The following is a 25,417-nucleotide window of genomic DNA, read 5'->3' as shown; positions in this document are numbered from 1 at the left end:
TAGGAATGGCACCCGAGAACCGGACGACGGAAACCACCCGGACGGCGGAGGTCGACCGGCTGCGGGCCGCGCTGCACGGCGTACCCGATCCGCAGTGGCTGGCCGACGCGCTGCACCGCGTCGCGGCCGAACCGGCGACGGTCCCGCGGTGCTTCGCCGCCGCCGGCCGCCGCTGCGGCCGGGACCCGCTGCCCGACGCGCCCGGCTGGACCGCCGACGAGGCGGCCCGCGCGCTGCTGCTCGCCGCGCTCCCCGCCGACCACGCCGGGCACACCGACACCCTCTACCGGTACGGCGACGCGGCGGAGAAGCGGGCGGTGCTCAGGGCACTCCCGCTGCTCGACGTCGGCCCGGCCGGGGTGCCGCTGCTGCACGACGCGATCCGCACCAACGACACCCGACTGGTCGCCGCCGCGCTCGGCCCCTACGCCCGCCGGTACCTCGACCAGCCGGCCTGGCGGCAGGGCGTGCTCAAGTGCGTCTTCATGGGCGTGCCGTTGTACGTGGTGGACGGCCTCGACGACCGGGCCGACGCCGAACTGGCCACCATGCTCGCCGGGCTGGCCGCCGAGCGTACCGCCGCCGGCCGGGCCATGCCCGACGACGCCACCGAGCTGCTCAGCCGGCTGAGCGCCACCCAGGAGGGCTGACATGCGCATCTTCGACCCGCACATCCACATGACCTCACGCACCACCGACGACTACGAGCGGATGGCCGCCGCCGGGGTACGGGCCCTGGTCGAACCGGCCTTCTGGCTCGGCCAGCCGAGGACCAGCCCGGACACCTTCGCCGACTACTTCGACTCGCTGCTCGGCTGGGAGCCGTTCCGGGCCGGCCAGTTCGGCATCCGGCACCACGCCACCATCGCCCTGAACCCGAAGGAGGCCAACGACCCGCGCTGCCGGCCGGTGCTCGACCTGCTGCCCCGCTACCTGGAGAAGGACGGCGTGGTCGCGGTCGGCGAGATCGGGTACGACTCGATGACCCCGGAGGAGGACGAGGTCTTCGCCGCCCAGCTGGCCCTGGCGGTGGCACACGAACTGCCGGCGCTGGTGCACACCCCGCACCGGGACAAGGCGCGCGGCACCGAACGGACCCTCGCCGTGGTGGCCGAGTCCGGAATCGACCCAGGCCGGGTGGCCGTCGACCACCTCAACGAGGTGACCGTGGAGCTGGTCCGGGACTCCGGCTGCTGGCTGGGCTTCTCGATCTACCCGGACACCAAGATGTCCCCGGACCGGATGGTCGAACTGCTCAGGCGGTACGGCACCGAACGGATGCTGGTCAACTCGGCCGCCGACTGGGGGCGCTCCGACCCGCTGCTGACCCGGGCCACCGGCGAGGCGATGCTGCTCGCCGGCTTCACCGCCGACGACGTGGACCGGGTGCTCTGGCGCAACCCGGTCGAGTTCTACGGCCAGTCCGGCCGGCTCGACCTGGCCGACCTGGATGACGCCGACGCCACCTTCGAGGGCAACTCGATCCTGCGCGGCGGCAACTGATGCGGCTCCGGCACGGTAGCGGCGAGACGGTCCACCTCGGCTACTGCACCAACGTCCACCCGGCCGAGGACCTGACCGGCATCCTCGCCCAGCTCGACACGTACGCGCTGCCGGTGCGCCAGCGGCTCGGCGCCGACCTGCTCGGGCTCGGGCTCTGGCTGGCCGCCCCGGTGGCCGCCGCGCTGGCCGCCGACCCGGCCGCCCGGCTCCGGCTGCGGGCCGAGCTGGACGCGCGCGGGCTGGAGGTGGTCACCCTCAACGGCTTCCCGTACCGCGCCTTCCAGGCCCCGGTGGTCAAGGGCGACGTGTACCACCCGGACTGGACCACCGCCGACCGTCTCGCCTACACCCTGGACCTGGCCACGGTCCTGACCGATCTGCTGCCCGACGACGCGGCCCGGGGCTCGATCTCCACCCTGCCGCTGGCCTGGCGTACCCCGTGGGACCGCAGCAGCGCCGAGGCCGCCGCCCGGCGCCTCGACGCGCTGGCCACCGGTCTGGCCGAGCGGGAGCGGCGCACCGGCCGGCGGATCCGGGTGGGCTTCGAACCGGAGCCCGGATGCGTGGTGGAGAGCAGCACCCAGGCTGCCCTACTGCTGTCCGGGATGGACACCGAGCGGCTCGGCATCTGCCTGGACCTGGCCCATCTCGCCTGCGCCTGGGAGGAACCGGCCGACGCGCTGACCCGGCTGCGCAGTGCCGGGCTGCCGGTGGTCAAGGTGCAGGTCTCCGCCGCGATCGCGGTCGCCGACCCGGTTGCCGCAGCCGATGCACTGGGCCGGTACGTCGAACCGCGCTTCCTGCACCAGACCAGGGCGGCCGGCTGCGCCGGACAGGTGGACCCGGCCGACCCGGCGTACGCCGCCGACGACCTGGACGCCGCCCTGCGTGCCGGGCTGCCCGGGGCGTGGCGGGTGCACTACCACGTACCGCTGCACGCACCGCCCGAGCCGCCGCTGGACTCGACGGTACCGGTGCTGCGTACCGCGTTGACCGAACTCTTCGCCGGACCGGTCGCCGGCTGCGACCACCTGGACGTCGAGACGTACACCTGGGGGGTGCTGCCGGCGGCGCGGCGCCCGACCGACGACGCGGAGCTGGCCGACGGGATCGCCGCCGAGCTGACCTTCGCCCGCGACGAGCTGACCGCCCTCGGCCTGACGGCGGTCCGGACAGTGGAGGCGGCATGACCCGGCCCCTGGTGGTCCTCGACGTGGTGGGGCTGACCCCCCGCCTGCTGGCGCACATGCCCCGGCTGCGGGCGGTCGCCAGGGCCGGCTTCACCGCCGAACTCGGTACCGTGCTGCCGGCGGCGACCTGCTCCGCGCAGGCCACCTTCCTCACCGGGGAACTGCCCAGTGGACACGGCATCGTCGGCAACGGCTGGTACTTCCGGGACCTGGGCGAGGTGCTGCTGTGGCGGCAGCACCACGCGCTGATGGGCGGGGAGAAGGTCTGGCAGGCGGTGCGCCGGGTCCGCCCCGACTACACGGTGGCCAACGTCTGCTGGTGGTACGCCATGGGCGCGGACGTGAACTGGACGGTGACCCCGCGTCCGATCTACTACGCCGACGGGCGTAAGGAGCCGGACTGCTACACCGATCCGCCGGAGCTGCACGACCAGCTCACCGACCGGCTTGGCGGGTTTCCGCTGTTCACCTACTGGGGGCCGGGTGCCGGGCTGCCCTCCTCGGCCTGGATCGCCCGCGCCGCCGAGCAGATCATGGCCGACCATGACCCGGACCTGACCCTGGTCTACCTGCCGCACCTCGACTACGACCTGCAACGGTACGGCCCGGCGGATCCCCGGACGGCGGCTGCCGCCCGGGCCCTGGACGACGTGCTCGGCCCGCTGCTCGACGCGGCGCGGGCCCGGGACGCGGCGATCGTGGCGCTGTCCGAGTACGGCATCACCGGGGTGTCCCGGCCGGTCGACGTGAACCGGCTGCTGCGCGCCGAGGGGCTGCTGCGGGTCCACACCCAGGACGGCATGGAGTACCTGGACCCGTGGACGTCCCGGGCGTTCGCCGTCGCCGACCACCAGGTGGCCCACGTCTACGTCCGGGATCCGGCCGACGTGCCGGTCGTGGCGAAGCTCTGCGCCGGGCTGCCCGGCGTGGCCGAGGTACTCGACGAGGCGGGCAAGGCGGCGCACGGGCTGGACCATTCGCGCTCCGGCGAGCTGGTCCTGGTGGCGGAACCGGACGCCTGGTTCACCTACTACTACTGGCTGGACGACGCCCGCGCGCCCGACTTCGCGCGGCTGGTGGAGATCCACCGCAAGCCCGGGTACGACCCGGCGGAACTCTTCTTCGACCCGGCCGCCCCGGGCGCGGCCAAGCGGCGGGCGGCGGTCGCCCTGGCCCGCAAGAAGCTCGGCATGCGGTACCTGATGAGCGTGGTCGGGCTGGACGCCGGGGCGGCGGCGGTACGCGGGTCGCACGGCCGGCTGCCGGCCGACCCGGCCGACGGTCCGGTGCTGCTCTGCTCGGAGCCGGCGACCGGGCTCGTTGACACCGCCGGTCCGGTTGACACCGCCGGTCCGGTTGACACCGCCGGTCCGGTTGACACCGCCGGTCCGGTTGACGCTGCCGGACCGGGCACCGGCAGCGGCCACCGGATCGCCGCGACCGGGGTGAAGTCGCTGCTGCTGGCGCTGGCCGGGGTGCGGCCATGACGGTGACCACCACGCCGACCGACGCGGCGAGCCTGCGGGACCGGTTCGACGCGCAGCTCGTGGCGTTCCTCGACCGGCAGGATCCGGCCTGGCCGGACGGGGCGCCCCGGGGCGTCTTCACCACGCTGCACCGGTTCGTGCTGGCCGGCGGTAAGCGGCTGCGTCCGCTGTTCTGCTACTGGGGCTGGCGCGGGGCGGGCGGGACCGACGGTCCCGAGATCGTGGCCGCATCGGCGGCGCTGGAGCTGTTCCACGCCTTCGCCCTGATCCACGACGACATCATGGACGGCAGTGACCGGCGCCGGGGCGAGCCGTCGGTGCACCGGCTCTTCGCCGACCTGCACGCCCGGTCGTCCTGGCGGGGTGACCCGGTGGCGTACGGCCGCAGCACCGCGCTGCTCTGCGGGGACCTCTGCGCAGCCTGGTCGGACCAGATGTTCCACGAGTGCGGTCTGGACACCGAGCAGGTGTACCGGGGGTACGAGGTGTTCTCCACCATGCGTACCGAGGTGATCGCCGGGCAGTACCTCGACCTGGTCTCCGGGGTGGGGGACGGGTCGGTGGCCAGCGCGTTGACGGTGATCCGGATGAAGGCGGCCCGGTACACGGTGACCCGCCCGTTGCAGATCGGTGCCGCACTCGCCGGCGCCGACCCGGAGCTGCTGGTGGCGCTGGCGGCCTTCGGCGACCCGCTCGGGGACGCGTTCCAGTTGCGCGACGACGTGCTCGGGGTGTTCGGCGACCCGTCGGTCACCGGCAAGTCGGATCTGGACGACCTGCGGGAGGGGAAGCGAACGGTGATGATGGCGCTGGCCCGGGACCGGGCCGACCGGGCCCAGGCGCAGCGGATCCGGGCGCTGTTCGGCCGGCCGGACCTGGACGTGGACGGGGCGGCCGAGCTGCGCGAGATCATCGTGGCGACCGGGGCGCTGGAGCGGATCGAGCAGATGATCACGGTACGTACCGACGCCGCCCTGGCCGCGCTCGACGTTGCCCCGCTGATCGACCCGGCCCGGGTTGCCCTCACCCGGTTGGCCACCGAGGCGGTCCACCGCCAGGTGTGACGCCAGGTGTGTCGCCACTTTTCTCCGACTGAGCAAAAGTTGGTCCACGGTCGGCAGAAGTATAGACACATTCAACTTAACAAATTAGTGTCGTCCCCAACACGAACGTGTTTCGTCGAGGTGAACCGGCGGCGCGCTCGGTCCACCGACTGGTGGCCACCGGGCGCGGTCCGGCCCAGCCCGACGGTCACGGTCCTGTCCGGGGACGGCACCCGGCGGGCCGGCATGATCCCGCTACGGCATCCGGCGCGACGGCGCGCGCCCGGCCTGGCAGTCACTTCCAGGAAGGGATTGCACCGACATGCAACTCAGGCACAGTGGACCCACCCGCCCCCGCCGGGGTACGGCCGTCAGCGCCGCCCTGCTGCTGGTCGCGGCGGGCCTCACCACCGCGCTCGGCCCGCCGGCCCCCGCCCGGGCCCACCCGATCAACGCCACCGACTTCCAGCAGGTCGAACTCGCCCGGGGCGTCGCCGAGATGGGCGAACCGATGTCGCTGGCGATCCTGCCGGACCGCTCGGTGCTGCACACCGCCCGTAACGGCACGCTGCGCCGTACCGACGCGGCCGGCACCACGGCCGTCATCGGCACCCTCGCGGTCTACACCCACGATGAGGAGGGGTTGCAGGGCGTCGGGGTGGACCCGAACTTCGCCAGCAACCGGCACGTCTACCTCTACTACGCGCCGCCGCTGTCCACCCCCGCCGGGGACGCGCCGGCCACCGGCACCGACTTCTCCGCCTGGCGGGGCGTCAACCGGCTCTCCCGGTTCACCCTGAACGCCGACTTCACGCTCAACCAGGCCAGCCGGGTCGACGTGCTCGACGTACCGGCCGACCGGGGGATGTGCTGCCACGTCGGCGGGGACATCGACTTCGACGCCGCCGGGAACCTCTACCTCTCCACCGGCGACGACACCAACCCGTTCGACTCCGCCGGCTACGCCCCGATCGACGAGCGGACCAACCGCAACCCGGCGTACGACGCCCAGCGCAGCGCGGCCAACACCAACGACCTGCGCGGCAAGATCCTGCGGATCCGGGTGAACGCCGACGGGTCGTACTCGATCCCGGCCGGCAACCTGTTCGCCCCGGGTACCGCCCGGACCCGCCCGGAGATCTACGCGATGGGCTTCCGCAACCCGTTCCGGATGAGCGTGGACCGGGCCACCGGCATCGTCTACGTCGGCGACTACGGGCCGGACGCCGGCACCACCAACGCCAACCGGGGCCCCAGCGGGCAGGTCGAGTTCAACCGGGTCACCAGCCCCGGCAACTACGGCTGGCCGTACTGCACCGGCACCAACACCAGCACCGAGACCTACAACGAGTGGGACTTCGCCACCAACAGCACCGGGCCGAAGTTCAACTGCACCGGCGGACCGACCAACAACTCGTTCCGCAACACCGGCCTGACCACGCTGCCCGGGGCCCGGCAGTCCTGGATCCGCTACGCCGGGGACGCCGGCAGCCCGCCGGAGTTCGGCGGCGGCTCCGAGTCGCCGATGGGCGGCCCGGTCTACCGGTACAACGCGTCGTCGACCTCGCCGGTGAAGTTCCCGCAGTCCTTCGACGGGCAGTTCTTCGCCACCGAGTTCGGCCGGGGCTGGATCAAGCCGATCCACGTCAACGCCGACGGCTCGCCCGGCACCATCGACAGCTTCCCGTGGACCGGCAAGCAGGTGATGGACTCGGCGTTCGGCCCGGACGGGGCGTACTACGTGCTCGACTACGGCACCGGTTACTTCAACGGGGACGCCAACTCCGCCCTCTACCGCTTCGAGTACATCGGCGGCGGCAACCGGGCACCGACCGCGGTGGCCAGCGCGAACCGGACCTCCGGCCCGGCCCCGCTCGCGGTGACCTTCTCCTCGGCCGGCTCCACCGACCCGGAGGGCGGGGCGCTGACCTACTCGTGGGCCTTCGGCGACGGCACCAGTTCCACCGCCGCCAACCCGACGAAGACCTACAGCACCAACGGCACGTACACCGCCACCCTGACCGTCCGCGACCCGCAGGGCGCCACCGGCAGTGCCAGCGTGGTGATCAGCGTCGGCAACACCGCGCCCACGGTGACCGTGAACAGCCCTGGCAACGGTCAGCTCTTCGCCTTCGGTGACACCGTGCCGTTCAGCGTCACCGTCACCGACCCGGAGGACGGCACGATCGACTGTGCCCGGGTCAAGATGACCTACGTTCTCGGCCACGACCAGCACGGCCACCAGATCACCTCGAAGAACGGCTGTTCCGGATCGATCACCATCCCGGTCGACGGCGAGCACGACGACGCGGCGAACATCTTTGCCATCTTCGACGCCGAGTACACCGACGCGGGTGGGCTGACCACGCACACCCAGCACACCCTGCAACCGAGGCACCGGCAGGCCGAGCACTTCCGGACCTCGTCGGGGATCGCCACCCACGACAAGGCCACCGCCGAGGGCGGCAAGACCGTCGGCAGCATCGACAACGGCGACTGGATCGCGTTCCAGCCGTACCGGCTGAACAACGTCTCCTCGTTCACCGCCCGGGTCTCCTCGGCCGGAGCGGGCGGCACCCTCCAGATCCGGGCCGGCTCGGCCACCGGCACCGTGCTCGGCTCGGCGACCGTACCGGTCACCGGCGGCTGGGACGTGTTCACCACGGTCACCGGTACCGTCTCCGGCGCCCCGGCCGGCACCACCACGCTCTACCTGACCTTCGCCGGTGGGACCGGGGCGCTCTACGACATCGACGCGTTCACCCTGAACACCACGGCGGCCGGCGGCACCGGCCCGATCGTCGGGCTCGGCGGCAAGTGCCTCGACGTCCGGGGCGGGGCCACCGCCGACGGCACCCAGGTGCAGATCTACACCTGCAACGGCACCGCCGCGCAGACCTGGACGGTCACCCCGAACAGCACGGTCAAGGCGCTCGGCAAGTGCCTGGACGTCTCCGGGGCCGGTACCGCCGACGGCACGAAGATCCAGCTCTGGACCTGCAACGGCACCGGGGCGCAGAACTGGTCCGCCCAGCCGGACGGCACGGTCCGCAACCCGCAGTCCGGCAAGTGCCTCGACGTCTCCGGCAACACCTCCACCGACAGCACCCCGGTGCACCTGTGGACCTGCCACACCGGCGCCAACCAGAAGTGGACCCTGCCCCAGTGAGTGCAAGGAAGGGCCCCCGCTTATCGCTTTTGGTAGAGGAAGGGGCCCTTCCTAACCGATAGGGAGAGCACGATGCGCAGACTCCTCCGAACCCTGCTCGGCGTGGGCGCCGCCGCCCTGGCCGTCCTCGCCGCCCCCACGGCGGTCGCCCCGGTCAGCGCCGCCGACGCCCCGTACGACGTCCTGGTCTTCTCGAAGACCGCCGGCTTCCGGCACGACTCGATCGCGGTCGGTACCCAGGCCATCCGCGACCTCGGGGCGGCCAACAGCTTCACCGTCACCGCCACCGAGGACGCCACCGCGTTCAGCACCGCCAACCTGAGCCGCTACGAGGCGGTGGTTTTCCTCAACACCACCGGTGACGTGCTCGACGCCACCCAGCAGGCCGCCTTCGAGGCGTACATCGGCTCCGGTGGCGGCTACGTCGGGGTGCACTCGGCCGCCGACACCGAGTACGGCTGGTCGTTCTACGGCAACCTGGTCGGCGCGTACTTCGCCTCGCACCCGGCCATCCAGCCGGCCACGGTGCGGGTGGAGGACCGGGCGCACCCGGCCACCGCGCACCTGTCGCCGACCTGGAACCGCACCGACGAGTGGTACAACTACCAGACCAACGCCCGCTCCACCGCGCACGTGCTGGCCACCCTGGACGAGTCGTCGTACTCCGGGGGCGGCATGGGCGCCGACCACCCGCACGCCTGGTGCAAGACGTACGCCGGGGGCCGGTCCTTCTACACCGGCGGCGGCCACACCCAGGCGTCGTACGCCGAGCCGGCGTTCCGGGCCCACCTGCTCGGCGGCATCCGGTACGCGGCCGGCCGGGCGAAGGCCGACTGCCGGCCGGAGACCGGTTACACCACCCTCTACAACGGCTCGACCACCGGCTGGTCCCAGGCCGGGCCGGGCAGCTTCAGCAACGCCGACGCCACCCTCACCTCGGTCGGCGGGATGGGCCTGTACTGGTACAGCGCGAAGCAGTTCACCAACTACTCGCTCAAGCTGGACTGGCGGATGGCCGGCGACGACAACTCGGGTGTGTTCATCGGCTTCCCGCCGTCGAGCGACCCGTGGTCGGCGGTGAACAACGGCTACGAGGTCCAGATCGACGCCACCGACGCCGCCGACCGGACCACCGGCGCGGTCTACACCTTCAAGTCCGCCGACGTCGCGGCCCGGGACGCGGCACTCAACCCGCCGGGGGAGTGGAACACCTACGAGCTGCTGGTCGAGGGTGAGCGGCTCCAGGTGTTCCTCAACGGGGTGAAGATCAACGACTTCACCAACACCGACCCGGTCCGGTCGCTCGCCGGCCACATCGGCCTCCAGAACCACGGTACCGGCGACGACGTCTCGTTCCGCAACATCCGGATCAGGGAGCTGGGTACCAACCCGCCGGGCGGGAACACCACCGTTCAGGCGGAGGCGTTCAGCTCGGCCAGCGGGGTCAGCCCATACACCAAGACCGGCGCCAACGGCGGGCAGACCCTCGGGTACGTCGACCCGGGCGACTGGGCCGCATACAACGGCGTGGACCTGACCGGGGTCACCTCGTTCCGGTCCCGGATCGTCTCCGGTGGCCCGGGCGGCACCATCACGGTGCGGACCGGCTCACCGACCGGCCCGGCGCTCGGCTCGGTGGCCGTACCCAACACCGGTGGCTGGACCAGCTTCGCCGACGTGACCACCACGTTGACCGGGGTACCGTCCGGCGCGCAGAACCTCTACCTGACGTTCACCGGCACCGGCTCCGGCCTGTTCGACGTGGACGACTTCACCCTGGTCCGGTCGACCGGTGGCAGCGGTACCGGCCCGGTCCGTGGGCTGGCCGGCAAGTGCCTGGACGTGGCCAACGGCGGCACCACCGACGGTACGAAGATCCAGCTCTGGACCTGCAACGGTACCGCCGCGCAGACCTGGACGGTGACGCCGAACAGCACGGTCCGGGCGCTCGGCAAGTGTCTGGACGTCTCCGGCGGCGGTACCGCCGACGGCACCAGGGTGCAGCTGTGGACCTGCAACGGCACCGGGGCGCAGAACTGGTCCGCCCAGGCCGACGGGACGGTCCGTAACCCGCAGTCCGGCAAGTGCCTGGACGTGGCCGGCAACAACTCCGCCGACGGTACCCAGATCCACATCTGGACCTGTACGGGCGCGGCCAACCAGAGGTGGACGCTGCCGTAGCTGTTAAGAAGGGCCCCTTCCTCTACCGAAAGCGTTAAGAAGGGGCCCTTCCTTACCTGCCGTGTCTACCGGTCCGCGCTGGCCGGCCCTAGAGTGGGCGGTGGCGACCCCTGGTGGTGGCCGGCGACCCGGCGGGAGGCGCAACCCGCTGGGTTCCAGGTGCGTCCCGCACCCGCCGGTGCCGCCGTCGTGGTCGACTACGGACCGGTCACCCTCGTCCCAGTCCGCCGGCCGTACCGGGCGGGCCGCACGCCGCTCGGCGCTCTCCGGGAATCCCACGACACGACGGGCAACCGTTCGACACGGGAGCCCTGTTCATGGACAGGGGAAGACGACAATGGCGCGACCGATCACGCTTTTCACCGGCCAGTGGGCCGACCTGCCGTTCGAGGAGGTCTGTCGGCTGGCCTCCGAGTGGGGCTACGACGGCCTGGAGATCGCCTGCTGGGGTGACCACTTCGAGGTCGACCGGGCACTGGCCGACGACTCGTACGTCGACCGGAAGCGGCAGACCCTGGCCAAGTACAACCTGGAGGTCTTCGCGATCTCCAACCACCTGGTGGGGCAGGCGGTCTGCGACCACCCGATCGACGAGCGACACCAGGACATCCTGCCGGGGCGGATCTGGGGTGACGGCGAGCCGGAGGGGGTACGTCGCCGGGCCGCCGAGGAGATCAAGGACACCGCGCGGGCGGCGGCGAAGCTCGGGGTACGGACGGTGGTGGGCTTCACCGGCTCGTCGATCTGGCACACCCTGGCGATGTTCCCGCCGGTACCGCCCGCGATGATCGAGCGCGGCTACCAGGACTTCGCCGACCGGTGGAACCCGATCCTGGACGTCTTCGACGCCGAGGGGGTCCGGTTCGCCCACGAGGTGCATCCCAGCGAGATCGCCTACGACTACTGGACCACGAAGCGCACCCTGGAGGCGATCGACCACCGGCCGGCGTTCGGGCTGAACTGGGACCCGTCGCACTTCGTCTGGCAGGAGCTGGACCCGGTGAACTTCATCCTCGACTTCGCCGACCGGATCTACCACGTGGACTGCAAGGACGCGAAGGTGCGTACCGGGGACGGGCGGCGCGGCCGGCTCTCCTCCCACCTGCCCTGGGCCGACCTGCGCCGGGGGTGGGACTTCGTCTCCACCGGACACGGCGACGTGCCCTGGGAGGACTGCTTCCGGGCGCTGAACGCCATCGGGTACGACGGTCCGATCTCGATCGAGTGGGAGGACGCCGGAATGGACCGGCTCGTCGGTGCCCCCGAGGCGCTGGGGTTCGTCCGGCGGCTCGCCTTCGACGCGCCGAGCGCCGCCTTCGACGCCGCGTTCAGCAGCGGGCGGGACTGACCCGTCCGGCGACGGCAGGATTCGTATCCGGGGTGCCGGCCCTGGGTCCGGCCGGCGCCACCGGACCCGGACCCGGCGGCGGGCCGGTCACGCAGATGGTGACCGGCCCGCCGGGTACGCGGGTCAGAGCGCGCTGCCGTTGGTGCCCGTCCCGGACGGCTTGCTGCGGGGGGTGGTGCTGGCCGAACCCGTGCCCGACGTCGACGAGGACGACGAGCCCGAGGTGGTGGACGACGTGCCGGACTTCGCGCCGACGCTCGCCGGGGTGCCGGCGAACGGCTTGTCGGCCGGGGTCAGCTCGTGCTTGGCGCCGCCGCCGTTGGGGCCACTGCTCAACTTCTCACCGAGCTTGGTCTGGCCGAGCTTGTCCTTGCCCTCGCTGTACAGGCGGGTCGCCTGCGCCTGGGCCACGCCCGCCGCCTCCTGCACGGTGGGGCTGTCGAGCAGCTTGCGGCCACGGACGACCAGCTCCTCGTACTTCTCCCGGCCCGCCCGGGCGCCCAGGACGAACCCGGCAGCCAACCCTGTCACGAACCATAGCTTTCCGCGCATGGCGGCTCCTTCCGTACCTGGCGCGCGCCGCTGTGGCCCGGAGCGAAGTGCTCCGGGATCAACCGGGTCGCGCCTGCATCCTCTGTCGGTAGCTAACTACCCATCCTCCTCCGCGCTCATGCCTCGTTGTGGCGGGTACGACAATTTGTCCAGATTCGGGCGGCCGGACAGGGGCGGCAACCCCCTGGACCGAACCCGGGGTTCGTCCTGTACTCTTTACCCCGTCGCCACAGCGCCGGAGAGATCCGGAGCAGTGATCAGCGATCCCCCGTAGCTCAATTGGCAGAGCAGCCGGCTGTTAACCGGCAGGTTTTTGGTTCGAGTCCAAACGGGGGAGCTTCTCCACCATGTGCCCGCCGGCGTCGCTGGCGGGCATCGTCGTTTCCCTGGTCCGGTCGGCAGGTGTCGCCCCCGGCAACCCGTGACGGGGTGGTCCTCTCGCGCGTTCAGTCCACGGAGCCGGAGTCCGGTTCGCGGAGCCGGTTCCCGCCGTACCCCCTCTCCGGCACCGGAGCCACCCGGCCGTACGTGGGCCACCCGGCTGTACGCTGGGCCACCATTAACCCCGGTTGCGTCGAATCATGAGTCGATTTATCGGAGGGTGGGATGGCCCGATGCGGACCCGCAGTCTCGCCACGCTGATCGCGGTGGCGGTGGTGCTCGGCTGGCTCGTCGTCAGCGGGGTCGCCGGACCCTTCGCCGGACGGCTCGGCGAGGTTGCCACCAACGACAACGCCGCCTTCCTGCCCACCGACGCCGAGGCGACCCGGGCCCAGGATCTGGCCGGCGGATTCGTCGACCGGCAGACCACCCCGGCCCTGGTGGTCTACGAACGCACCAGCGGCATCACCGAGGCCGACCGGCAGCGGGCCACCGCCGACGCGGCCCGCTTCGCCCAGGTACCCGGCGTGGTCAGCCCGCTGCCCCCGCCGGTACCCAGCGAGGACGGCCAGGCGATCCAGGTCGTCGTACCGGTCGACGACGCCGAGGGTGAACAGATCGACGCGGTCGTCGACGAGTTACGGCGGATCACCGGTACCGGCTCGGACGGGCTCACGGTCAACGTCGCCGGACCGGCCGGCCTGCTCGCCGACCTGATCGAGGTGTTCAGCGCGATCGACGGCACCCTGCTGCTGGTCACCTTCTGCGTGGTCCTGGTGATCCTGCTGGTCGTCTACCGCAGCCCGGTGCTCTGGATCTTCCCGCTGCTCGCCGCCGCGGTCTCCTTCTCCCTCGCGGCGCTGTTCATCTACCTGCTGGCCGACGCGGACGTGATCCGGCTCAACGGTCAGGCACAGGGCATCCTCACCGTGCTGGTGTTCGGTGCCGGCACCGACTATGCGCTGCTGCTCATCGCCCGCTACCGGGAGGAACTGCACCGGCACCCCGAGCCGGTCGCGGCGATGCGGACCGCCTGGCGGGGCGCCGCCCCGGCGATCATCGCGTCCGGCGGCACCACCATCGCCAGCCTGCTCTGCCTGCTGCTGTCCAGCCTCAACTCCAACCGGGCACTCGGCCCGGTCGCCGCCATCGGCATCGCCGCCACCGTACTGGTGATGCTCACCTTCCTGCCGGCGCTGCTGGTCCTCGGCGGCCGGCGGGTGTTCTGGCCCCGGGTCCCGCAGCCCGACCAGGCCGAGGCCCGCGCCGAACACGGCGTCTGGAACCGGATCGCCGGATTCGTCGCCGGCCGCGCCCGGCTCGTCTGGGCGGCGACCAGCGTGCTGCTGGTCCTGCTCGGAATCGGCCTGACCCAGCTCGGCGCCACCACCCTCGGCCAGACCGACCTGTTCACCACCCGTACCGACTCGGTCGCCGGTCAGGAGGCCATCGCCCGGCACTTCCCGGCCGGCACCGGCAGTCCGGCCACCATCTTCACCACCGCCGGTACCGCCGAACAGGTGGCCCAGGTGGCCCGGGGCGTACCGGGGGTGGCCCGGGTGCTGCCGGTGCAGGGTCAGGGCGGACCGCCCGACCCGGCGGCCCCGCCCCGGGTCGTCGACGGCCGGGTGCAGTTCCAGGCCACCCTCGCCGACCCGCCCGACAGTGACGGCGCCGAGCAGGCCGTACGGCGGCTGCGCGAGGCGGTGCACGCGGTGCCCGGCTCCGACGCGGTGGTCGGCGGGTTCACCGCGATCAACGTGGACACCGGCGACGCCGCTACCCGGGACCAGAACGTGATCATCCCGGTGGTGCTCCTGGTGATCGCCGTGATCCTGGCCCTGCTGCTGCGCGCGGTACTCGCCCCGCTGCTGCTGATCCTGACCGTGCTGCTCTCCTACGCGGCCACCCTCGGACTCTGCGCCCTGCTGTTCCGGTACGTCTTCGGCTTCCCCGGGGTGGACACGTCCTTCCCGCTGTTCGCCTTCGTCTTCCTGGTCGCACTCGGCATCGACTACAACATCTTCCTGATGAGCCGGGTCCGGCAGGAGTCGGTGAAACGGGGCACCCGGGCCGGGGTGCTCTACGGCCTCGTCGTCACCGGCGGCGTGATCACCTCCGCCGGCGTCGTGCTCGCCGCCACCTTCGCCGCGCTCGCCGTACTGCCCCTGGTCGTCCTGGTCGAACTCGGCGTCGCCGTCGCGGTCGGCGTCCTGATCGACACGATCATCGTCCGATCCCTGCTCGTCCCGGCGCTCAGCTACGACATCGGGCCGGGCATCTGGTGGCCGAGCCGGCTGTCCCGCGCCAACCACACGGAAGGGAAGGGCCGTCATGCCCGCTGACACCGACGTGGTGATCGTCTGACGCCGACGTGGTGATCGTCGGCGGTGGCCCGGCGGGGCTCGCCGCAGCCCGCCGGCTGCACCGGGCCGGCGTACCGTGGCTGCTGCTGGAGGCCGCCGACCGGCTCGGCGGGCGGGTCGTCACCGCCCGCCGGGCGTCGATCGCCACCAGCACGGTGATCAGCAAGGCTGCGCCGTCGTACGCCCCGGCGGGGCGGCATCTGATCGCACGTCGACGGTCGGCCCAACGGTGGTGCCCGAGCCGGCCGTCCGCACCGAACTGGCTCGGCTGTACGGGCGGTCTACAACGGACGGGACGCATCTCGCCACGGTGCGCATCCCCGACGCGCTGCCCGCTGCGCCGCCGCCGCAGAGGCGGCTACGGAAGCCGATCCGGTCGGCGGAGGGCCTGTTCATGGCGGGTGATCATCGGGGCAGCCCGTCGATCCAGGGAGCCCTGGCCAGTGGCGGGCGGGCGCCCGGCGCCGTGCTCCGACAGCTTCGCGCCGGCACGTAGGGCCGCCTGAACAGGGCCTTGACGCCGACCTTGATCAATTAGTATCCGGCCATGCCCGCCCCCCTCCCGGTACCGAACTTCGATCCCGGTGCGGCGTACCCGGAGGTCGACCGGATGCGCGCCGCCCTGACCGCCAGCGACTGGCCGGCCGTCCGTGACATCTTCGACCGGCTCGACGGGCCCGGGCGGACGATCCTCGTCCAGCTCGCCGGTGAGGTGAAGGGCATCGAACCGTTTCTCCGGTCGGTCCTCGCCGCCGAGCCGGCCGAACCGCTGGCCGCCACCCTGCTCGCCTCGTATCTGATCATCACCGGTTGGGAGATCCGCAGCGGCGCCCGCGCACGGCACGTCTCGCGGGAACAGTTCGCCGCCTTCCACGATCATCTGCGCCGGGCCGAGCGGATTCTGATCGACGTCACCGCCCGGCACCCCGGGTACGTGCCGGCTTGGACCCTGCGGATCGCCGACGCCCGCGGCCTCGAACTGGGCCAGTCCGAAGCCCGGCGTCGCTACGACCAGCTTGTCCGGCACGAACCGCACCACCTGCCGGCCCAGGCGTCGCTGCTGCAGCAGTTCTGCCCGAAGTGGAGCGGCACCTGGGAGAAGGCGTTCGCGTTCGCCCGGGAGTGCACGCTCGCCGCCCCGGCCGGCGCACCCAACGGGGTGCTGATCGCCGACGTCTACCTGGAACGCTGGCTCGACAGCGACAGCGACACCGACCTCGCCGAACGGACCGCCAACCGGCGGGACGAGGCGACGCTACGGGAGATCTGGGACGCCGCCCAGCGTTCTGTGCTGCACCCGCAGTTCCGCCACACCCCGGGCTGGGTGTCGGTCCGCAACACCTTCGCCGCGATGTTCTGCCTGCTCGACCAGTACGCCGCCGCCGTGGCCCAGTTCGAGGCGCTCGGGCCGTTGGCGAGCGAACGACCCTGGGCCTACTTCGGTGACGCCGCCGAGACGTACCACGAGTTCCGCAGTCGGGCGTACGCGAAGGGTGGCGCGCGGTGATCGAGCAGCTCGACGTGGACGGCGTACCGACACTGCTGGCCAAGACCGGCGGGCCGATGCACGCCGGCCTGGCCTTCCGGGTCGGCACCGCCGACGAGACCCTGGCCCGCAGCGGCATCACCCACCTGCTGGAACACCTGGCACTTGCCCCGGTCGGGTTGGCCGACTACCACTTCAACGGCGCCACCGGGTCGACCGTCACCTCCTTCCACATGCAGGGCTCCGAGAACGACATCGCCAGCTTCCTCACCGCAGTCTGCGAGAGCCTGCACAACCTGCCCGCGCAGCGGCTGGAGGTGGAGAAGGAGATCCTGCGTACCGAGTGGGGCAGCCGCGCGCCCGGGCCGATGGACACCATGCCGCTGTGGCGCCACGGCGCCCGTGACCACGGCCTGGCCAGCTACCCCGAGTTCGGGCTGAGCATGATCGGCGAGGACGACCTGCGCGCCTGGGCGGCCCGGTTCTTCACCCGGGACAACGCGGTGCTCTGGATCGCGGGGGATCGGGTACCCGCCGGACTCCGGCTCGCGCTGCCGTCCGGGACCCGCCAGCCGGTGCCGGCCGCCTCGTCCGCCCTGCCGCAGGCCCCCGCGTACTTCGTCCACGGGTCACGGGCGGTGGCACTCGACGCGGTGGTCCGCCGCCGTACCGCGGCCAGCGTCTTCGCCGGGGTACTGGAGCGGGAGCTGTTCCGGTCGCTGCGGCAGGAGGGCGGGCTGTCGTACACCGCCACGGCCGGCTACGGGCCGCGCGGCGACGGGTACGCCCACCTGCGCGGGCTCGCCGACGCGCTGCCCGAGAAACAGGACGCCGTGCTGGGCGGCTTCGTCGACGTACTGGCCAAACTGGCGGTGGGCCGGATCGACCGGGCCGACCTGGACTCGGTGGTCGGCAAGGTCCAGGACTCGCTCGGTACCGCCGAGGTGCACGCCGCCCGGCTGCCGTCGTACGCGGTCAACCTGCTGACCGGGCAACCCAACCTGGAGATCGACGGGTACCGTGCCGAGCTGGCGGCGGTGACCGTCGACGACCTGCACGGGGTGGCCACCGAGATGATGGGCTCGGCGCTGCTCATGGTCCCGGAGGGCTGCCGTGCCGACTGGGCCGGCTTCACCGAGGCACCCACCTGCTCGACCGGGGTGGTCGACGGTACGCCGTACCTGGCCCGGGACGGCGAAGGGCAGCTCCAGGTCGGTGTCGACGGGGTGAGCTACCTCGGGCCCGGCGGCCCGCTCACCGTCCGGTACGCCGACTGCGCCGCGCTGCTGTGCTGGCCCGACGGGGCCCGCCAGCTCATCGGCGCGGACGCCATCTCGCTGCGAATCGAGCCCACCCTGTTCCACCTGCACCCGGCGACGCTGCCGATGCTGGACAGCCAGGTACCGGTCGACCGCCGGGTCACCATGCCGGCCCGACCCGCCGAACGGATCCCGCAGCCCGAACCCGCCGCGCAGCCGGCCGTACCGGCCACCCGCCGGCCCGGCGCGCTGGCCGTCACCGCGATGGTGTTCAGCGGTCTGGCTACCACGGTGGTGGCCGGCTACGCCCTGCTGCTGACCGTCGGCATGCTGCTCACCGAGGAGGGGAGGCAGGCCCCGGACGGGGTCTGGGTGGTGGTCGTGATCTCCTGGCTGCTCGCTGTTATTCTCGCGTTGCCCATCGTGCTGATCCTCCGGCGACGCCGGTCGCGGTGAGCTGACGGGCACCGGGCACCCGGTCACGGTGTGGTCGGAGATCGGCCGGGCGGGATACGATCCCCGCGCGGCAGGGGGCGGTAGCTCAGCCGGTTAGAGCAGTCGACTCATAATCGATCGGTCACGGGTTCGAGTCCCGTCCGCCCCACCCGAAACGGATACCCAAACGGAAGGTTCAAGGGGAACAACCGCGCACGCACCACAAGCCTGATCGCGCCGATGATCCACACCGTGCGACACGGTCCCCCGCTGGCGTACCTGTCGCCTCCCGCCATGAGGGGGCGTCGTAGGTTGGTGCGGTGGAGTCCCTTGCCGCTTACCTTCGCACCCTGACCCAGGATCAGCTCACCAGTCTGGTCGCGAATCGTCGCGACGCGACCATCGAACCTGCGCCGAAGACCGCCGACCAGCTCGCCGTACGGCTGCTTCACCCGTCGTCGATGGTGGCTGCCTGTGCGTTGCTTACCCTGCCGCAGCTCCAGGTGGGTGAGGCCGCTGCGGCGCTGGGCGACGGGTGCACCACCGCGCGGCTGGCGACGCTGTTGGACGTACCGGAGGGCGACGCGGACCTGGCCGAGGCGCTGCGCCGTCTCACCGAGCTCGCCCTGATCTGGCCGTACGCCGACGGCTTCGCGGCGGCGCATCTGAGCCCGATATGGCCGAACCCGCTGGACCTTGGACCCGGCGCCGCCGAGCTGCTCGTCGCGCGGAACATGAACGAGCTGCGCAGGCTCGCGAAGGTGTACGGCATCCACGTGGCGGGCCGGGGCAAGGACGAGTTGATCGTTGCGTTGGTCGGCTGGTTGGCGCGGCCGGAGAACGTGCGCCGGCTCGTGGCGCAGGCCCCCGCCGACGTTCAGACCCGGCTCGCTGCGCTCGCCGCGCGGCCGGCACAGCCCTTCGCTGTGCGCGGGATCATGTTCGGCTCGGCCGGGGTTGCGCTGCCGTGGGCCGCCGAGCGTGGTCTCGTCATCGGCTCCGCATGGGGGATCGAGGAGGTGCCCCGCGAGGTCGCCCTCGCGCTGCGGGAGGGTCACGTCGCTGCGTTCGACCCGCGGCCGCCGGCCATGCCTACCACCCCCGTCGAGCCAAAGGGCGCCGAACGGGAGGCCGCAGCCGCCGCCTCGGAGACCCTCGCCGCAATCACCGCGATCGTCGGAACCATGAGCGGCGGCCCGGTGCCCCTCCTCAAGACCGGCGGTCTCGGCGTACGCGAACTCCGTCGGATCGCCAAGTCGTCCGGCCAGGACGAGGATCGTACCCGCCTGACCATCGAACTGCTCGGCGCGGGCGGCCTCACCGAGGCCTCGGACGCCGGTCTGGCGCCCTCGGTGGCCTATGACGACTTTGCCGCCGCCGAACCCGCGGATCAACTGCTGGACATCGTCGACCACTGGCTGACGATGCCCGCCTGCCCGCTCGCCCCGGCCGACTCCACCGCAGTCTCCACCCGCGTCCTCTACTGGGACGAGGGTGAGGAGATGACGTTGACGGGTCTGCGCGCCCTGACCTTGCGTACCCTCGCCGAGGTCCTACCCGAAGGTCACGCCACCGACCCCGACACGCTTGCCGACCGGCTGGCCTGGCAGAGCCCTGTCCTGACCGACCAGGCCGACGAGGATCTGCAACGGTACGTCACCGGCATCTGGCGGGAAGCCCACCGGCTCGGTCTGCTCGCTCACGGAACAGTGACCAGGCTCTGCCGTAGCCTGCTTGCCGGCGACGCCGAGGCGACCCACCGGCACGCTCAGGCCATGCTGCCCCGGTCCCGTGGCACGGTCCTGTTGCAGAACGACCTCACCGCGGTGGTGACCGGCATCCCGTCGGCCAACCTGCTGGCTCTGCTGGACAGCGCGGCCACGCCGGAGTCCCGCAGCGGTGCCTGGACCTGGCGTTTCTCGCCGGCCAGCATCCGCCGCGCACTCGACGCCGGAAGCACCCCGGCGGATCTGCTGGCCCGGGTCACCGAGGTGGCCGAAGGCGGCTCCGTGCCGCAGACACTGACCTACCTGATCAACGACGTAGCCCGCCGATACGGCCGCATTCAGGTACGCCCCGCCGGCTGCTGCCTGTGCAGCGACGACGAAACCCTGCTCACCGAGATCCTCAACACCCGCTCGCTGCAGGCACTGCACCTGGTCCGGCTCACCCCGACCGTGCTCGCCAGCGCAAAATCGCAGGCCGAAACCCTGGCCGCACTGCGCGCCGCCGGCCACGCCCCGGCCGACCTCCGCCTCGACGGCAGCCCAGCGATCGAGATCCCGCAACGACGCCGCAACGATCCATCACCCACCGAGCCGGACGGCGTTGACATGTTCCCGCTGCCACGCCTGAGTGACCCGGCCGACGTCGCACGGACTCTGCTCGGCAACCGCTGATCCCTCCGCCGGACGACCTTGAGCAGTCCGAGCCGGTTTCCCGGCCCTGGGCCCAGACAGAGGAGGAGCCGGGCATGGTTGCGCGGGCTGTGGCTGGCCGTGAATCGGCCTCCCGGTGTACCAGGCGTCAGGGGCGTGAGGAAGCGTGCTGCGAGGTATGAGCCACTGACGGCGGCGCGCCTGGGTGCCCTGCTCGTCGGAGCCGACGAGACGCGACGGTGGCGATGACCACCGGATAGCCCGCCCTCCCTCGGATGGAGGAGACGGCTCGCCCCACGGCGGGAGGTGGCCGGGGCCTCCCGCCGGCAACCTGGAGACCGACGGCGACGCCGGGTCGCCGCGAGGGCCAGGAGGACCGGATGAACAAGACGTTGCGCGGAGTGGGCGCGGTCGCGTTGGTGGCCGCCACGGCGCTGGTCACCGTGTCGTCGGTGAGCGCCACGCCGAAGGCGGCGAGCGCCGCACCGCAGAAGCCGAGGACGGCGAGCGTGACCGGAGCCGGGGACGTCCGGCTGACCTTCGCGCCGGACCGGGACGTGCGCAGCTTCAGCTTCGACGCGCGCGCCACCCCGTACACCCGACCCATGCCGGGTGTGCCGCAGGGGCTGCCGACCGACGCGACCGGCACGGTCCGCGTCGCCCACCGGGTCGCGGCGAACGGTCTCACCGTCCGCTTCGCGGCCCGGGTCGACTGCCTGGTCACGGCCGAGCGGACCGCGACCCTCACCGCCGTGGTCACGGAGGCGGACGCGCCGGTGGCCGACCTGGTCGGCCGGCGGCTGGGCTTCAGCGTGTACGACGGACCCGGCGGCGACCGGGTCGGCTTCTCCTGGGCGGTCGTCAACGCCGACCAGGGCCCCGACGGCCAGTGGCGCGAGGGTAGCGCCGGTACCTGCATGGGCCCGGCCCCCTTCGCGCCGGTGACCGACGGCGACTACCGGGTCCGGCACGCCGAACTGCCGCCGTCCCCGGCGGACAACAACTGACCGTTGTGTCGTTGAGCCGGTTGTGCCCGCCCCCACCTGCGACGCCGGTGGGGGCGCCGACCGTCGAGGAGGGACGCCGACGATCCATCAGCGGGGAGAGGGGCTGGTCTACGGTGTCGCGTTCGCGCCCGACGGCCGGTACGTGCTCCTGGGGTCTACACCGGCAAGCCCGTCGCTACCGCCCCGGCCCCGGGCCGCTGGCCCGTGCCTTCGTGGTTTGGGTGGCTGGAGGCCAGCCCAGTAGGCGGCGGTACGCGAACCGGGGTACGAGTGCAGGTTGGTGTTGACCCCGATCCTTGCGCCGCGGCGGGTACCACGGCGAGAGTCTGGCCACCTCCACCTCATCCGCTTGAGGTACACCTTTCTGTACATGCTGTGGAGGTGATCATGCGTACGGTGAACTTCACCCAGCTTCGCCAGAACCTGGCCGCCGAGCTGGACAGCGTCATCAACGACGCGGAAGAGGTGGTGGTAACCCGGTCGGGCCACGAGCCGGTCGTCATCGTGCCACTCGCCGAGTACGAAGCGATGAAGGAGACCGAGTACCTGCTCCGAAACCCGAGCAACGCCGCCGCCCTACGCCGGTCGATCGCAGAGCTTGAGACCGGTGACGCCGCCCAGCGGGACCTGATCGAGCCGGCCGACGTTCGGGACGTGGCGTGAGGTTGGTCTTCACGCCGACGGCATGGGACCAGTACCTCAGCCACACGGACCGCAAGTTGGTCAAGCGCATCAACGATCTCAACGCGGACGTCATGCGCAACGGGTACGAGGGCATCGGCAAGCCGGAGCCCCTTCGGGGGGAGTTGTGCGGCTTCTGGTCCCGCCGTATCGATCGTGAACACCGGCTCGTCTACCGGATCACCAAGGACGATGTCGAGATCATTGCCTGCCGATACCACTACGGCGACAGGTAGCGAAGGCCGGTCCCGTGCTGCCACGACGGCTGTCAGTCGCTCGTTGCGCCCACATCGGCCCGGCGCGGAAGCGTAGTCGCCGGCTATCGGGAGAACCGTTCGGCGGCCGGGCCCGCCAGGTGTCCCGGTGGCAGGCGCCGCCCGCAGAGCACCAGCAGCAGATCCTGGGCGAGCCCGTGCAGCGGCACACCCGTCCCGTGCGCCCAGTCGAGGTCGGTCGCCTGCAACCTGACCCCGTCGAGGTCCGCCCCGAAGAACCTGATGTTCCGCTCCCGCATCCCCGACAGCACCAGGACGATCCGGTCCAGCGGTACCCGGCGTTCCAGTCCCAGGCCCACCGTGATGTCGAGCCCGTGGATGACGTCGTGGGAGAGCGCACCGTGCACGCCGCCGCCGGGCGGGGTCCACGGGTGGGTGACGTTGTCCCGCAGCGCCGCGAGTAGTTGTCCGGTGGACAGCTCGGCCGCGTCCCGCCGCGCGGTCCGGTCGGCCATCCGGTTCACGTCACCACGGGCCTGCACCAGTTCGCGTACCGTTCGGCCCAGCGACGTCCGGAACGGCATCGTGGTGTGGGCGACGACCTCCCGGACCCGCCAGCCGTCGCAGAGCGTCGGCGCGTCCCACTGGTCGGCGCGCAGCGCGGCGAGTAGGTCCGCCTGTTCGCCGCGCTCCGCCACCACCGCCGCCCTGAGCTGCTCCCTGCCCATCAGGTTCCTCCTGTCCGTCGGGTGACCCGGTCCGGGCCCCGTAGAGGAGGTACGTCCGGGGCGGCGGAAACTCATCGGCGCCGTACTGTCCGACCGGACCCGTATGGTCTGGGTGTGGTGGACCCGCTGACCGTCGACACTTCCCGCCTGGAGGCGTTCCGCGTCGAACTGACCGGCTACTGCTATCGGATGCTCGGCTCCGGAGCGGAAGCCGAGGACGCGGTGCAGGAGACGATGGTGCGGGCCTGGCGATCGGGCGCCCGCTACGACCCGCAACGGGCGTCGCTGCGGACCTGGCTGTACCGGATCGCGACGAACGTCTGTCTCGACCTGCTCCGGGGCGCGGGACGCCGGGCCCTCGCCGTGGATCTCGGTGGACCGGCGACCGGGCCGGACATCGGCGTACCGCTCCCGGCGCGGACCTGGGTGCAGCCGGTGCCGGACGGTCTGGTGCTGCCGCCGGAGGACGGCCCGGAGGAGACCGCCGTGCGGCGGGAGAGCATCCGGTTGGCCTTCGTCGCCGCTCTGCAACATCTTCCAGCGCGACAGCGGGCGGTGCTGATCCTCCGTGACGTGCTGTGTTGGCGGTCCGCCGAGGTCGCTCTCCTCCTGGGGACCACGACAGCCGCGGTGACCAGCACGCTGCAACGGGCAAGGTCGACGCTGCGGACGGTCGGTGTCCGGCCCGGGGATCCGTTCCGGCCGGACGACCCGCTGCAGCGTGATCTGCTCACCCGCTACTGCGACGCGTTCGAGCGTCACGACGTCGGGGCGCTGGTGGCCCTGCTGCACGAGGAGGCGACGATGTCGATGCCGCCCTTCGCGTGGTGGCTGCGGGGCCGGGACCGGATCCGGCAGGCGCTGCTGGCGCCGGGTGCCTGCGCGGGGGCCAGGCTCGTTCCGGTCCGGGTCAACGGGTCGCCGGCGTTCTGGCAGACCCGGCCCGGGTCCGGCGGGGTGCACGCGCCCTTCGGCCTGGTCGTGCTGGACGTCGTCGACGGTCTGGTCGCCGGCCTCACCACGTACCTGGACCTCGGGCAGTTGGTCCCGCTGTTCGGCCCGCCCGGGTCGCCCGCGCCGGAATTCCCGCCCGGGTCGCCCGCGCCGGAATTCCCGCCCGGGTCGCCCGTCCGGGGTTCCCGGTCGGCCCGGGCGGTACCGGTCGCCGGATAGTCGATCGTGATTCCTGATCGACGCTGGTAGCGTCCAGCCGTCTGAAGGGAATCCGAGAAATGCCGAAGCTCAACCAGATCATCGCGGTCACCAAGGGCGTGAAGGCGCAGGCGAACCGCGACGTCACCGACGCGCACCGCAACGTCCAGAAGTCGCCTCTGCTGTCCGGCATTTCCCGCAGCTACCAGCCGAAGGACGAAGAGGGCGAGCAGTTGCCGCCGGAGTCGACCCGGGTGCAGGTGTCGGCCACCGACGTGGTCACGGACGTGTCGAAGACCCTGACCCGGCTGTTCGATCTGGTGCTCACCCAGGAGGTCGCGAACACCCGGGCCCGGGCCGACGTGGTGGTGGATGGGCGCACCGTCCTCGCCGACGTGCCGGTCACCTACCTGCTGTTCCTGGAGAAGCAGTTGGTCGACCTGCACACCTTCGTCGACAAGCTGCCCGTTCTCGACCCGGCCGAGACGTGGACGTTCAGTGAGGCGGCCGGTGCCTACGCGTCCGACCCGGTCCGGACGGTCCGTAGCCGCAAGGTGATGCGTAACCACGTCAAGGCCGAGGCCACCGACAAGCACCCCGCCCAGGTGGAGGTCTACACCGAGGACGTGCCGGTCGGCTACTGGACGACCGTGAAGCTCTCCGGTGCCCTGCCCGCGACCCGGGTCAAGGAACTGCGGGAGCGGGTCGTGAAGCTCCAGCAGGCGGTGAAGTTCGCCCGCGAGCAGGCCAACATGACCGACGTCGAGGACGTACGGGCCGGCGAGCAGGTGTTCGGCTACCTCTTCGGGTAGCGTCTGGAACTCCCCCGTGGAGCGCGGGGGTGCACGGAAGTGCA

19 protein-coding genes, 2 tRNA genes and 2 pseudogenes are annotated in these 25,417 nt (G+C 71.8%); 21 read left to right on the top strand and 2 right to left on the bottom strand.

Features of this window, described 5'->3' with window-relative positions:
• The first annotated feature begins 5 nt into the window (after positions 1 to 5).
• The 8 genes from V6U90_RS01695 to V6U90_RS01660 all read left to right on the top strand — a co-directional run bounded on the left by V6U90_RS01695 (position 6) and on the right by V6U90_RS01660 (position 11,921).
• Positions 6 to 650 (top strand): EboA domain-containing protein, encoded by a 645-nt coding sequence (locus V6U90_RS01695; protein ID WP_334430733.1) that lies wholly within the window; start codon positions 6 to 8, stop codon positions 648 to 650.
• 1 nt (position 651) lies between these two features.
• Positions 652 to 1,503, top strand: a complete 852-nt coding sequence (locus V6U90_RS01690; protein WP_334430732.1) for a TatD family hydrolase — start codon at positions 652 to 654, stop codon at positions 1,501 to 1,503.
• Positions 1,503 to 2,693 carry a metabolite traffic protein EboE gene (gene eboE, locus V6U90_RS01685; RefSeq protein WP_334430731.1) on the top strand — a complete coding sequence of 397 codons (1,191 nt, stop codon included), beginning with the start codon at positions 1,503 to 1,505 and terminating at the stop codon, positions 2,691 to 2,693. The genes V6U90_RS01690 and eboE overlap by 1 nt, the downstream gene beginning before the upstream one ends.
• Positions 2,690 to 4,180, top strand: a complete 1,491-nt coding sequence (locus V6U90_RS01680) for an alkaline phosphatase family protein (protein WP_334430730.1) — start codon at positions 2,690 to 2,692, stop codon at positions 4,178 to 4,180. The genes eboE and V6U90_RS01680 overlap by 4 nt, the downstream gene beginning before the upstream one ends.
• The gene (locus tag V6U90_RS01675) at positions 4,177 to 5,244 is read left to right on the top strand and encodes a polyprenyl synthetase family protein (RefSeq protein WP_334430729.1); all 1,068 of its coding nucleotides are present in this window, start codon (positions 4,177 to 4,179) and stop codon (positions 5,242 to 5,244) included. Before V6U90_RS01680 ends, V6U90_RS01675 begins: the two co-directional genes overlap by 4 nt.
• Positions 5,245 to 5,545: 301 nt before the next feature.
• Positions 5,546 to 8,392: a PQQ-dependent sugar dehydrogenase gene (locus tag V6U90_RS01670; protein WP_334430728.1), complete on the top strand. Its 2,847-nt coding sequence runs from the start codon at positions 5,546 to 5,548 to the stop codon at positions 8,390 to 8,392.
• Between the two features lie 72 nt (positions 8,393 to 8,464).
• Positions 8,465 to 10,573: a ThuA domain-containing protein gene (locus tag V6U90_RS01665; protein ID WP_334430727.1), complete on the top strand. Its 2,109-nt coding sequence runs from the start codon at positions 8,465 to 8,467 to the stop codon at positions 10,571 to 10,573.
• Between the two features lie 337 nt (positions 10,574 to 10,910).
• Positions 10,911 to 11,921: a sugar phosphate isomerase/epimerase family protein gene (locus tag V6U90_RS01660; protein WP_334430726.1), complete on the top strand. Its 1,011-nt coding sequence runs from the start codon at positions 10,911 to 10,913 to the stop codon at positions 11,919 to 11,921.
• Between the two features lie 123 nt (positions 11,922 to 12,044).
• Here the strand turns inward: V6U90_RS01660 and V6U90_RS01655 are convergent, their stop codons facing one another.
• On the bottom strand, positions 12,045 to 12,473 hold the full coding sequence (locus V6U90_RS01655; protein WP_334430725.1) for a hypothetical protein: 429 nt from the start codon (positions 12,471 to 12,473) through the stop codon (positions 12,045 to 12,047).
• Between the two features lie 264 nt (positions 12,474 to 12,737).
• On the opposite strand from V6U90_RS01655, the gene V6U90_RS01650 reads away from it, so the two are divergent.
• The 11 genes and pseudogenes from V6U90_RS01650 (at position 12,738) to V6U90_RS01605 (ending at position 22,702) form a co-directional block, all read left to right on the top strand.
• Positions 12,738 to 12,810 (top strand) — tRNA-Asn (locus V6U90_RS01650).
• 277 nt (positions 12,811 to 13,087) lie between these two features.
• Positions 13,088 to 15,199 carry an MMPL family transporter gene (locus V6U90_RS01645; protein ID WP_334430724.1) on the top strand — a complete coding sequence of 704 codons (2,112 nt, stop codon included), beginning with the start codon at positions 13,088 to 13,090 and terminating at the stop codon, positions 15,197 to 15,199.
• Between the two features lie 29 nt (positions 15,200 to 15,228).
• Positions 15,229 to 15,336 (top strand): annotated as a pseudogene (locus V6U90_RS33890) (NAD(P)-binding protein); the annotation flags it as partial.
• A 12-nt stretch (positions 15,337 to 15,348) separates the two neighbouring features.
• A pseudogene (locus tag V6U90_RS01640) lies at positions 15,349 to 15,716 on the top strand (FAD-dependent oxidoreductase); the annotation flags it as partial.
• A 51-nt stretch (positions 15,717 to 15,767) separates the two neighbouring features.
• Positions 15,768 to 16,727, top strand: coding sequence for a hypothetical protein (locus tag V6U90_RS01635; protein WP_334430723.1), 960 nt, complete (start codon positions 15,768 to 15,770; stop codon positions 16,725 to 16,727).
• The gene (locus V6U90_RS01630) at positions 16,724 to 18,421 is read left to right on the top strand and encodes an insulinase family protein (protein WP_334430722.1); all 1,698 of its coding nucleotides are present in this window, start codon (positions 16,724 to 16,726) and stop codon (positions 18,419 to 18,421) included. Before V6U90_RS01635 ends, V6U90_RS01630 begins: the two co-directional genes overlap by 4 nt.
• Positions 18,422 to 18,495: 74 nt before the next feature.
• Positions 18,496 to 18,569, top strand: a tRNA-Ile gene (locus V6U90_RS01625).
• 151 nt (positions 18,570 to 18,720) lie between these two features.
• Positions 18,721 to 20,799, top strand: a complete 2,079-nt coding sequence (locus V6U90_RS01620) for a helicase-associated domain-containing protein (RefSeq protein ID WP_334430721.1) — start codon at positions 18,721 to 18,723, stop codon at positions 20,797 to 20,799.
• Positions 20,800 to 21,158: 359 nt separating this feature from the next.
• On the top strand, positions 21,159 to 21,785 hold the full coding sequence (locus V6U90_RS01615; protein WP_334430720.1) for a hypothetical protein: 627 nt from the start codon (positions 21,159 to 21,161) through the stop codon (positions 21,783 to 21,785).
• A 387-nt stretch (positions 21,786 to 22,172) separates the two neighbouring features.
• Entirely contained in the window at positions 22,173 to 22,448 is a 276-nt protein-coding gene (locus V6U90_RS01610) for a type II toxin-antitoxin system Phd/YefM family antitoxin (protein ID WP_334430719.1), read from the top strand.
• A complete protein-coding gene (locus V6U90_RS01605) occupies positions 22,445 to 22,702 on the top strand; it encodes a Txe/YoeB family addiction module toxin (RefSeq protein ID WP_334430718.1) in 258 nt (85 codons plus the stop codon). Before V6U90_RS01610 ends, V6U90_RS01605 begins: the two co-directional genes overlap by 4 nt.
• Positions 22,703 to 22,785: 83 nt before the next feature.
• On the opposite strand, the gene V6U90_RS01600 is transcribed toward V6U90_RS01605, so the two are convergent.
• Positions 22,786 to 23,409 (bottom strand): maleylpyruvate isomerase family mycothiol-dependent enzyme, encoded by a 624-nt coding sequence (locus tag V6U90_RS01600; protein WP_334430717.1) that lies wholly within the window; start codon positions 23,407 to 23,409, stop codon positions 22,786 to 22,788.
• A 114-nt stretch (positions 23,410 to 23,523) separates the two neighbouring features.
• Between V6U90_RS01600 and V6U90_RS01595 the strand changes: the two genes are divergently transcribed.
• Entirely contained in the window at positions 23,524 to 24,582 is a 1,059-nt protein-coding gene (locus V6U90_RS01595; protein ID WP_334430716.1) for a sigma-70 family RNA polymerase sigma factor, read from the top strand.
• 59 nt (positions 24,583 to 24,641) lie between these two features.
• The gene (locus V6U90_RS01590; protein WP_334430715.1) at positions 24,642 to 25,373 is read left to right on the top strand and encodes a DUF7873 family protein; all 732 of its coding nucleotides are present in this window, start codon (positions 24,642 to 24,644) and stop codon (positions 25,371 to 25,373) included.
• The last annotated feature ends 44 nt before the right edge of the window (positions 25,374 to 25,417 follow it).

The organism is Micromonospora sp. CPCC 206060 (assembly GCF_036906895.1).
Taxonomy (GTDB): domain Bacteria; phylum Actinomycetota; class Actinomycetes; order Mycobacteriales; family Micromonosporaceae; genus Micromonospora.
This window is presented reverse-complemented; position numbering and strand designations above follow the sequence as displayed.

Excerpts from the sequence above, each read along its gene's own strand:
- V6U90_RS01695 (WP_334430733.1), top strand. The coding sequence starts at position 6 with ATGGCACCCGAGAACCGGACGACGGAAACCACCCGGACGGCGGAGGTC.
- V6U90_RS01690 (WP_334430732.1), top strand. The coding sequence starts at position 652 with ATGCGCATCTTCGACCCGCACATCCACATGACCTCACGCACCACCGAC.
- eboE (WP_334430731.1), top strand. The coding sequence starts at position 1,503 with ATGCGGCTCCGGCACGGTAGCGGCGAGACGGTCCACCTCGGCTACTGC.
- V6U90_RS01680 (WP_334430730.1), top strand. The coding sequence starts at position 2,690 with ATGACCCGGCCCCTGGTGGTCCTCGACGTGGTGGGGCTGACCCCCCGC.
- V6U90_RS01675 (WP_334430729.1), top strand. The coding sequence starts at position 4,177 with ATGACGGTGACCACCACGCCGACCGACGCGGCGAGCCTGCGGGACCGG.
- V6U90_RS01670 (WP_334430728.1), top strand. The coding sequence starts at position 5,546 with ATGCAACTCAGGCACAGTGGACCCACCCGCCCCCGCCGGGGTACGGCC.
- V6U90_RS01665 (WP_334430727.1), top strand. The coding sequence starts at position 8,465 with ATGCGCAGACTCCTCCGAACCCTGCTCGGCGTGGGCGCCGCCGCCCTG.
- V6U90_RS01660 (WP_334430726.1), top strand. The coding sequence starts at position 10,911 with ATGGCGCGACCGATCACGCTTTTCACCGGCCAGTGGGCCGACCTGCCG.
- V6U90_RS01655 (WP_334430725.1), bottom strand. The coding sequence starts at position 12,473 with ATGCGCGGAAAGCTATGGTTCGTGACAGGGTTGGCTGCCGGGTTCGTC.
- V6U90_RS01645 (WP_334430724.1), top strand. The coding sequence starts at position 13,088 with ATGCGGACCCGCAGTCTCGCCACGCTGATCGCGGTGGCGGTGGTGCTC.
- V6U90_RS01635 (WP_334430723.1), top strand. The coding sequence starts at position 15,768 with ATGCCCGCCCCCCTCCCGGTACCGAACTTCGATCCCGGTGCGGCGTAC.
- V6U90_RS01615 (WP_334430720.1), top strand. The coding sequence starts at position 21,159 with ATGAACAAGACGTTGCGCGGAGTGGGCGCGGTCGCGTTGGTGGCCGCC.
- V6U90_RS01610 (WP_334430719.1), top strand. The coding sequence starts at position 22,173 with ATGCGTACGGTGAACTTCACCCAGCTTCGCCAGAACCTGGCCGCCGAG.
- V6U90_RS01600 (WP_334430717.1), bottom strand. The coding sequence starts at position 23,409 with ATGGGCAGGGAGCAGCTCAGGGCGGCGGTGGTGGCGGAGCGCGGCGAA.
- V6U90_RS01590 (WP_334430715.1), top strand. The coding sequence starts at position 24,642 with ATGCCGAAGCTCAACCAGATCATCGCGGTCACCAAGGGCGTGAAGGCG.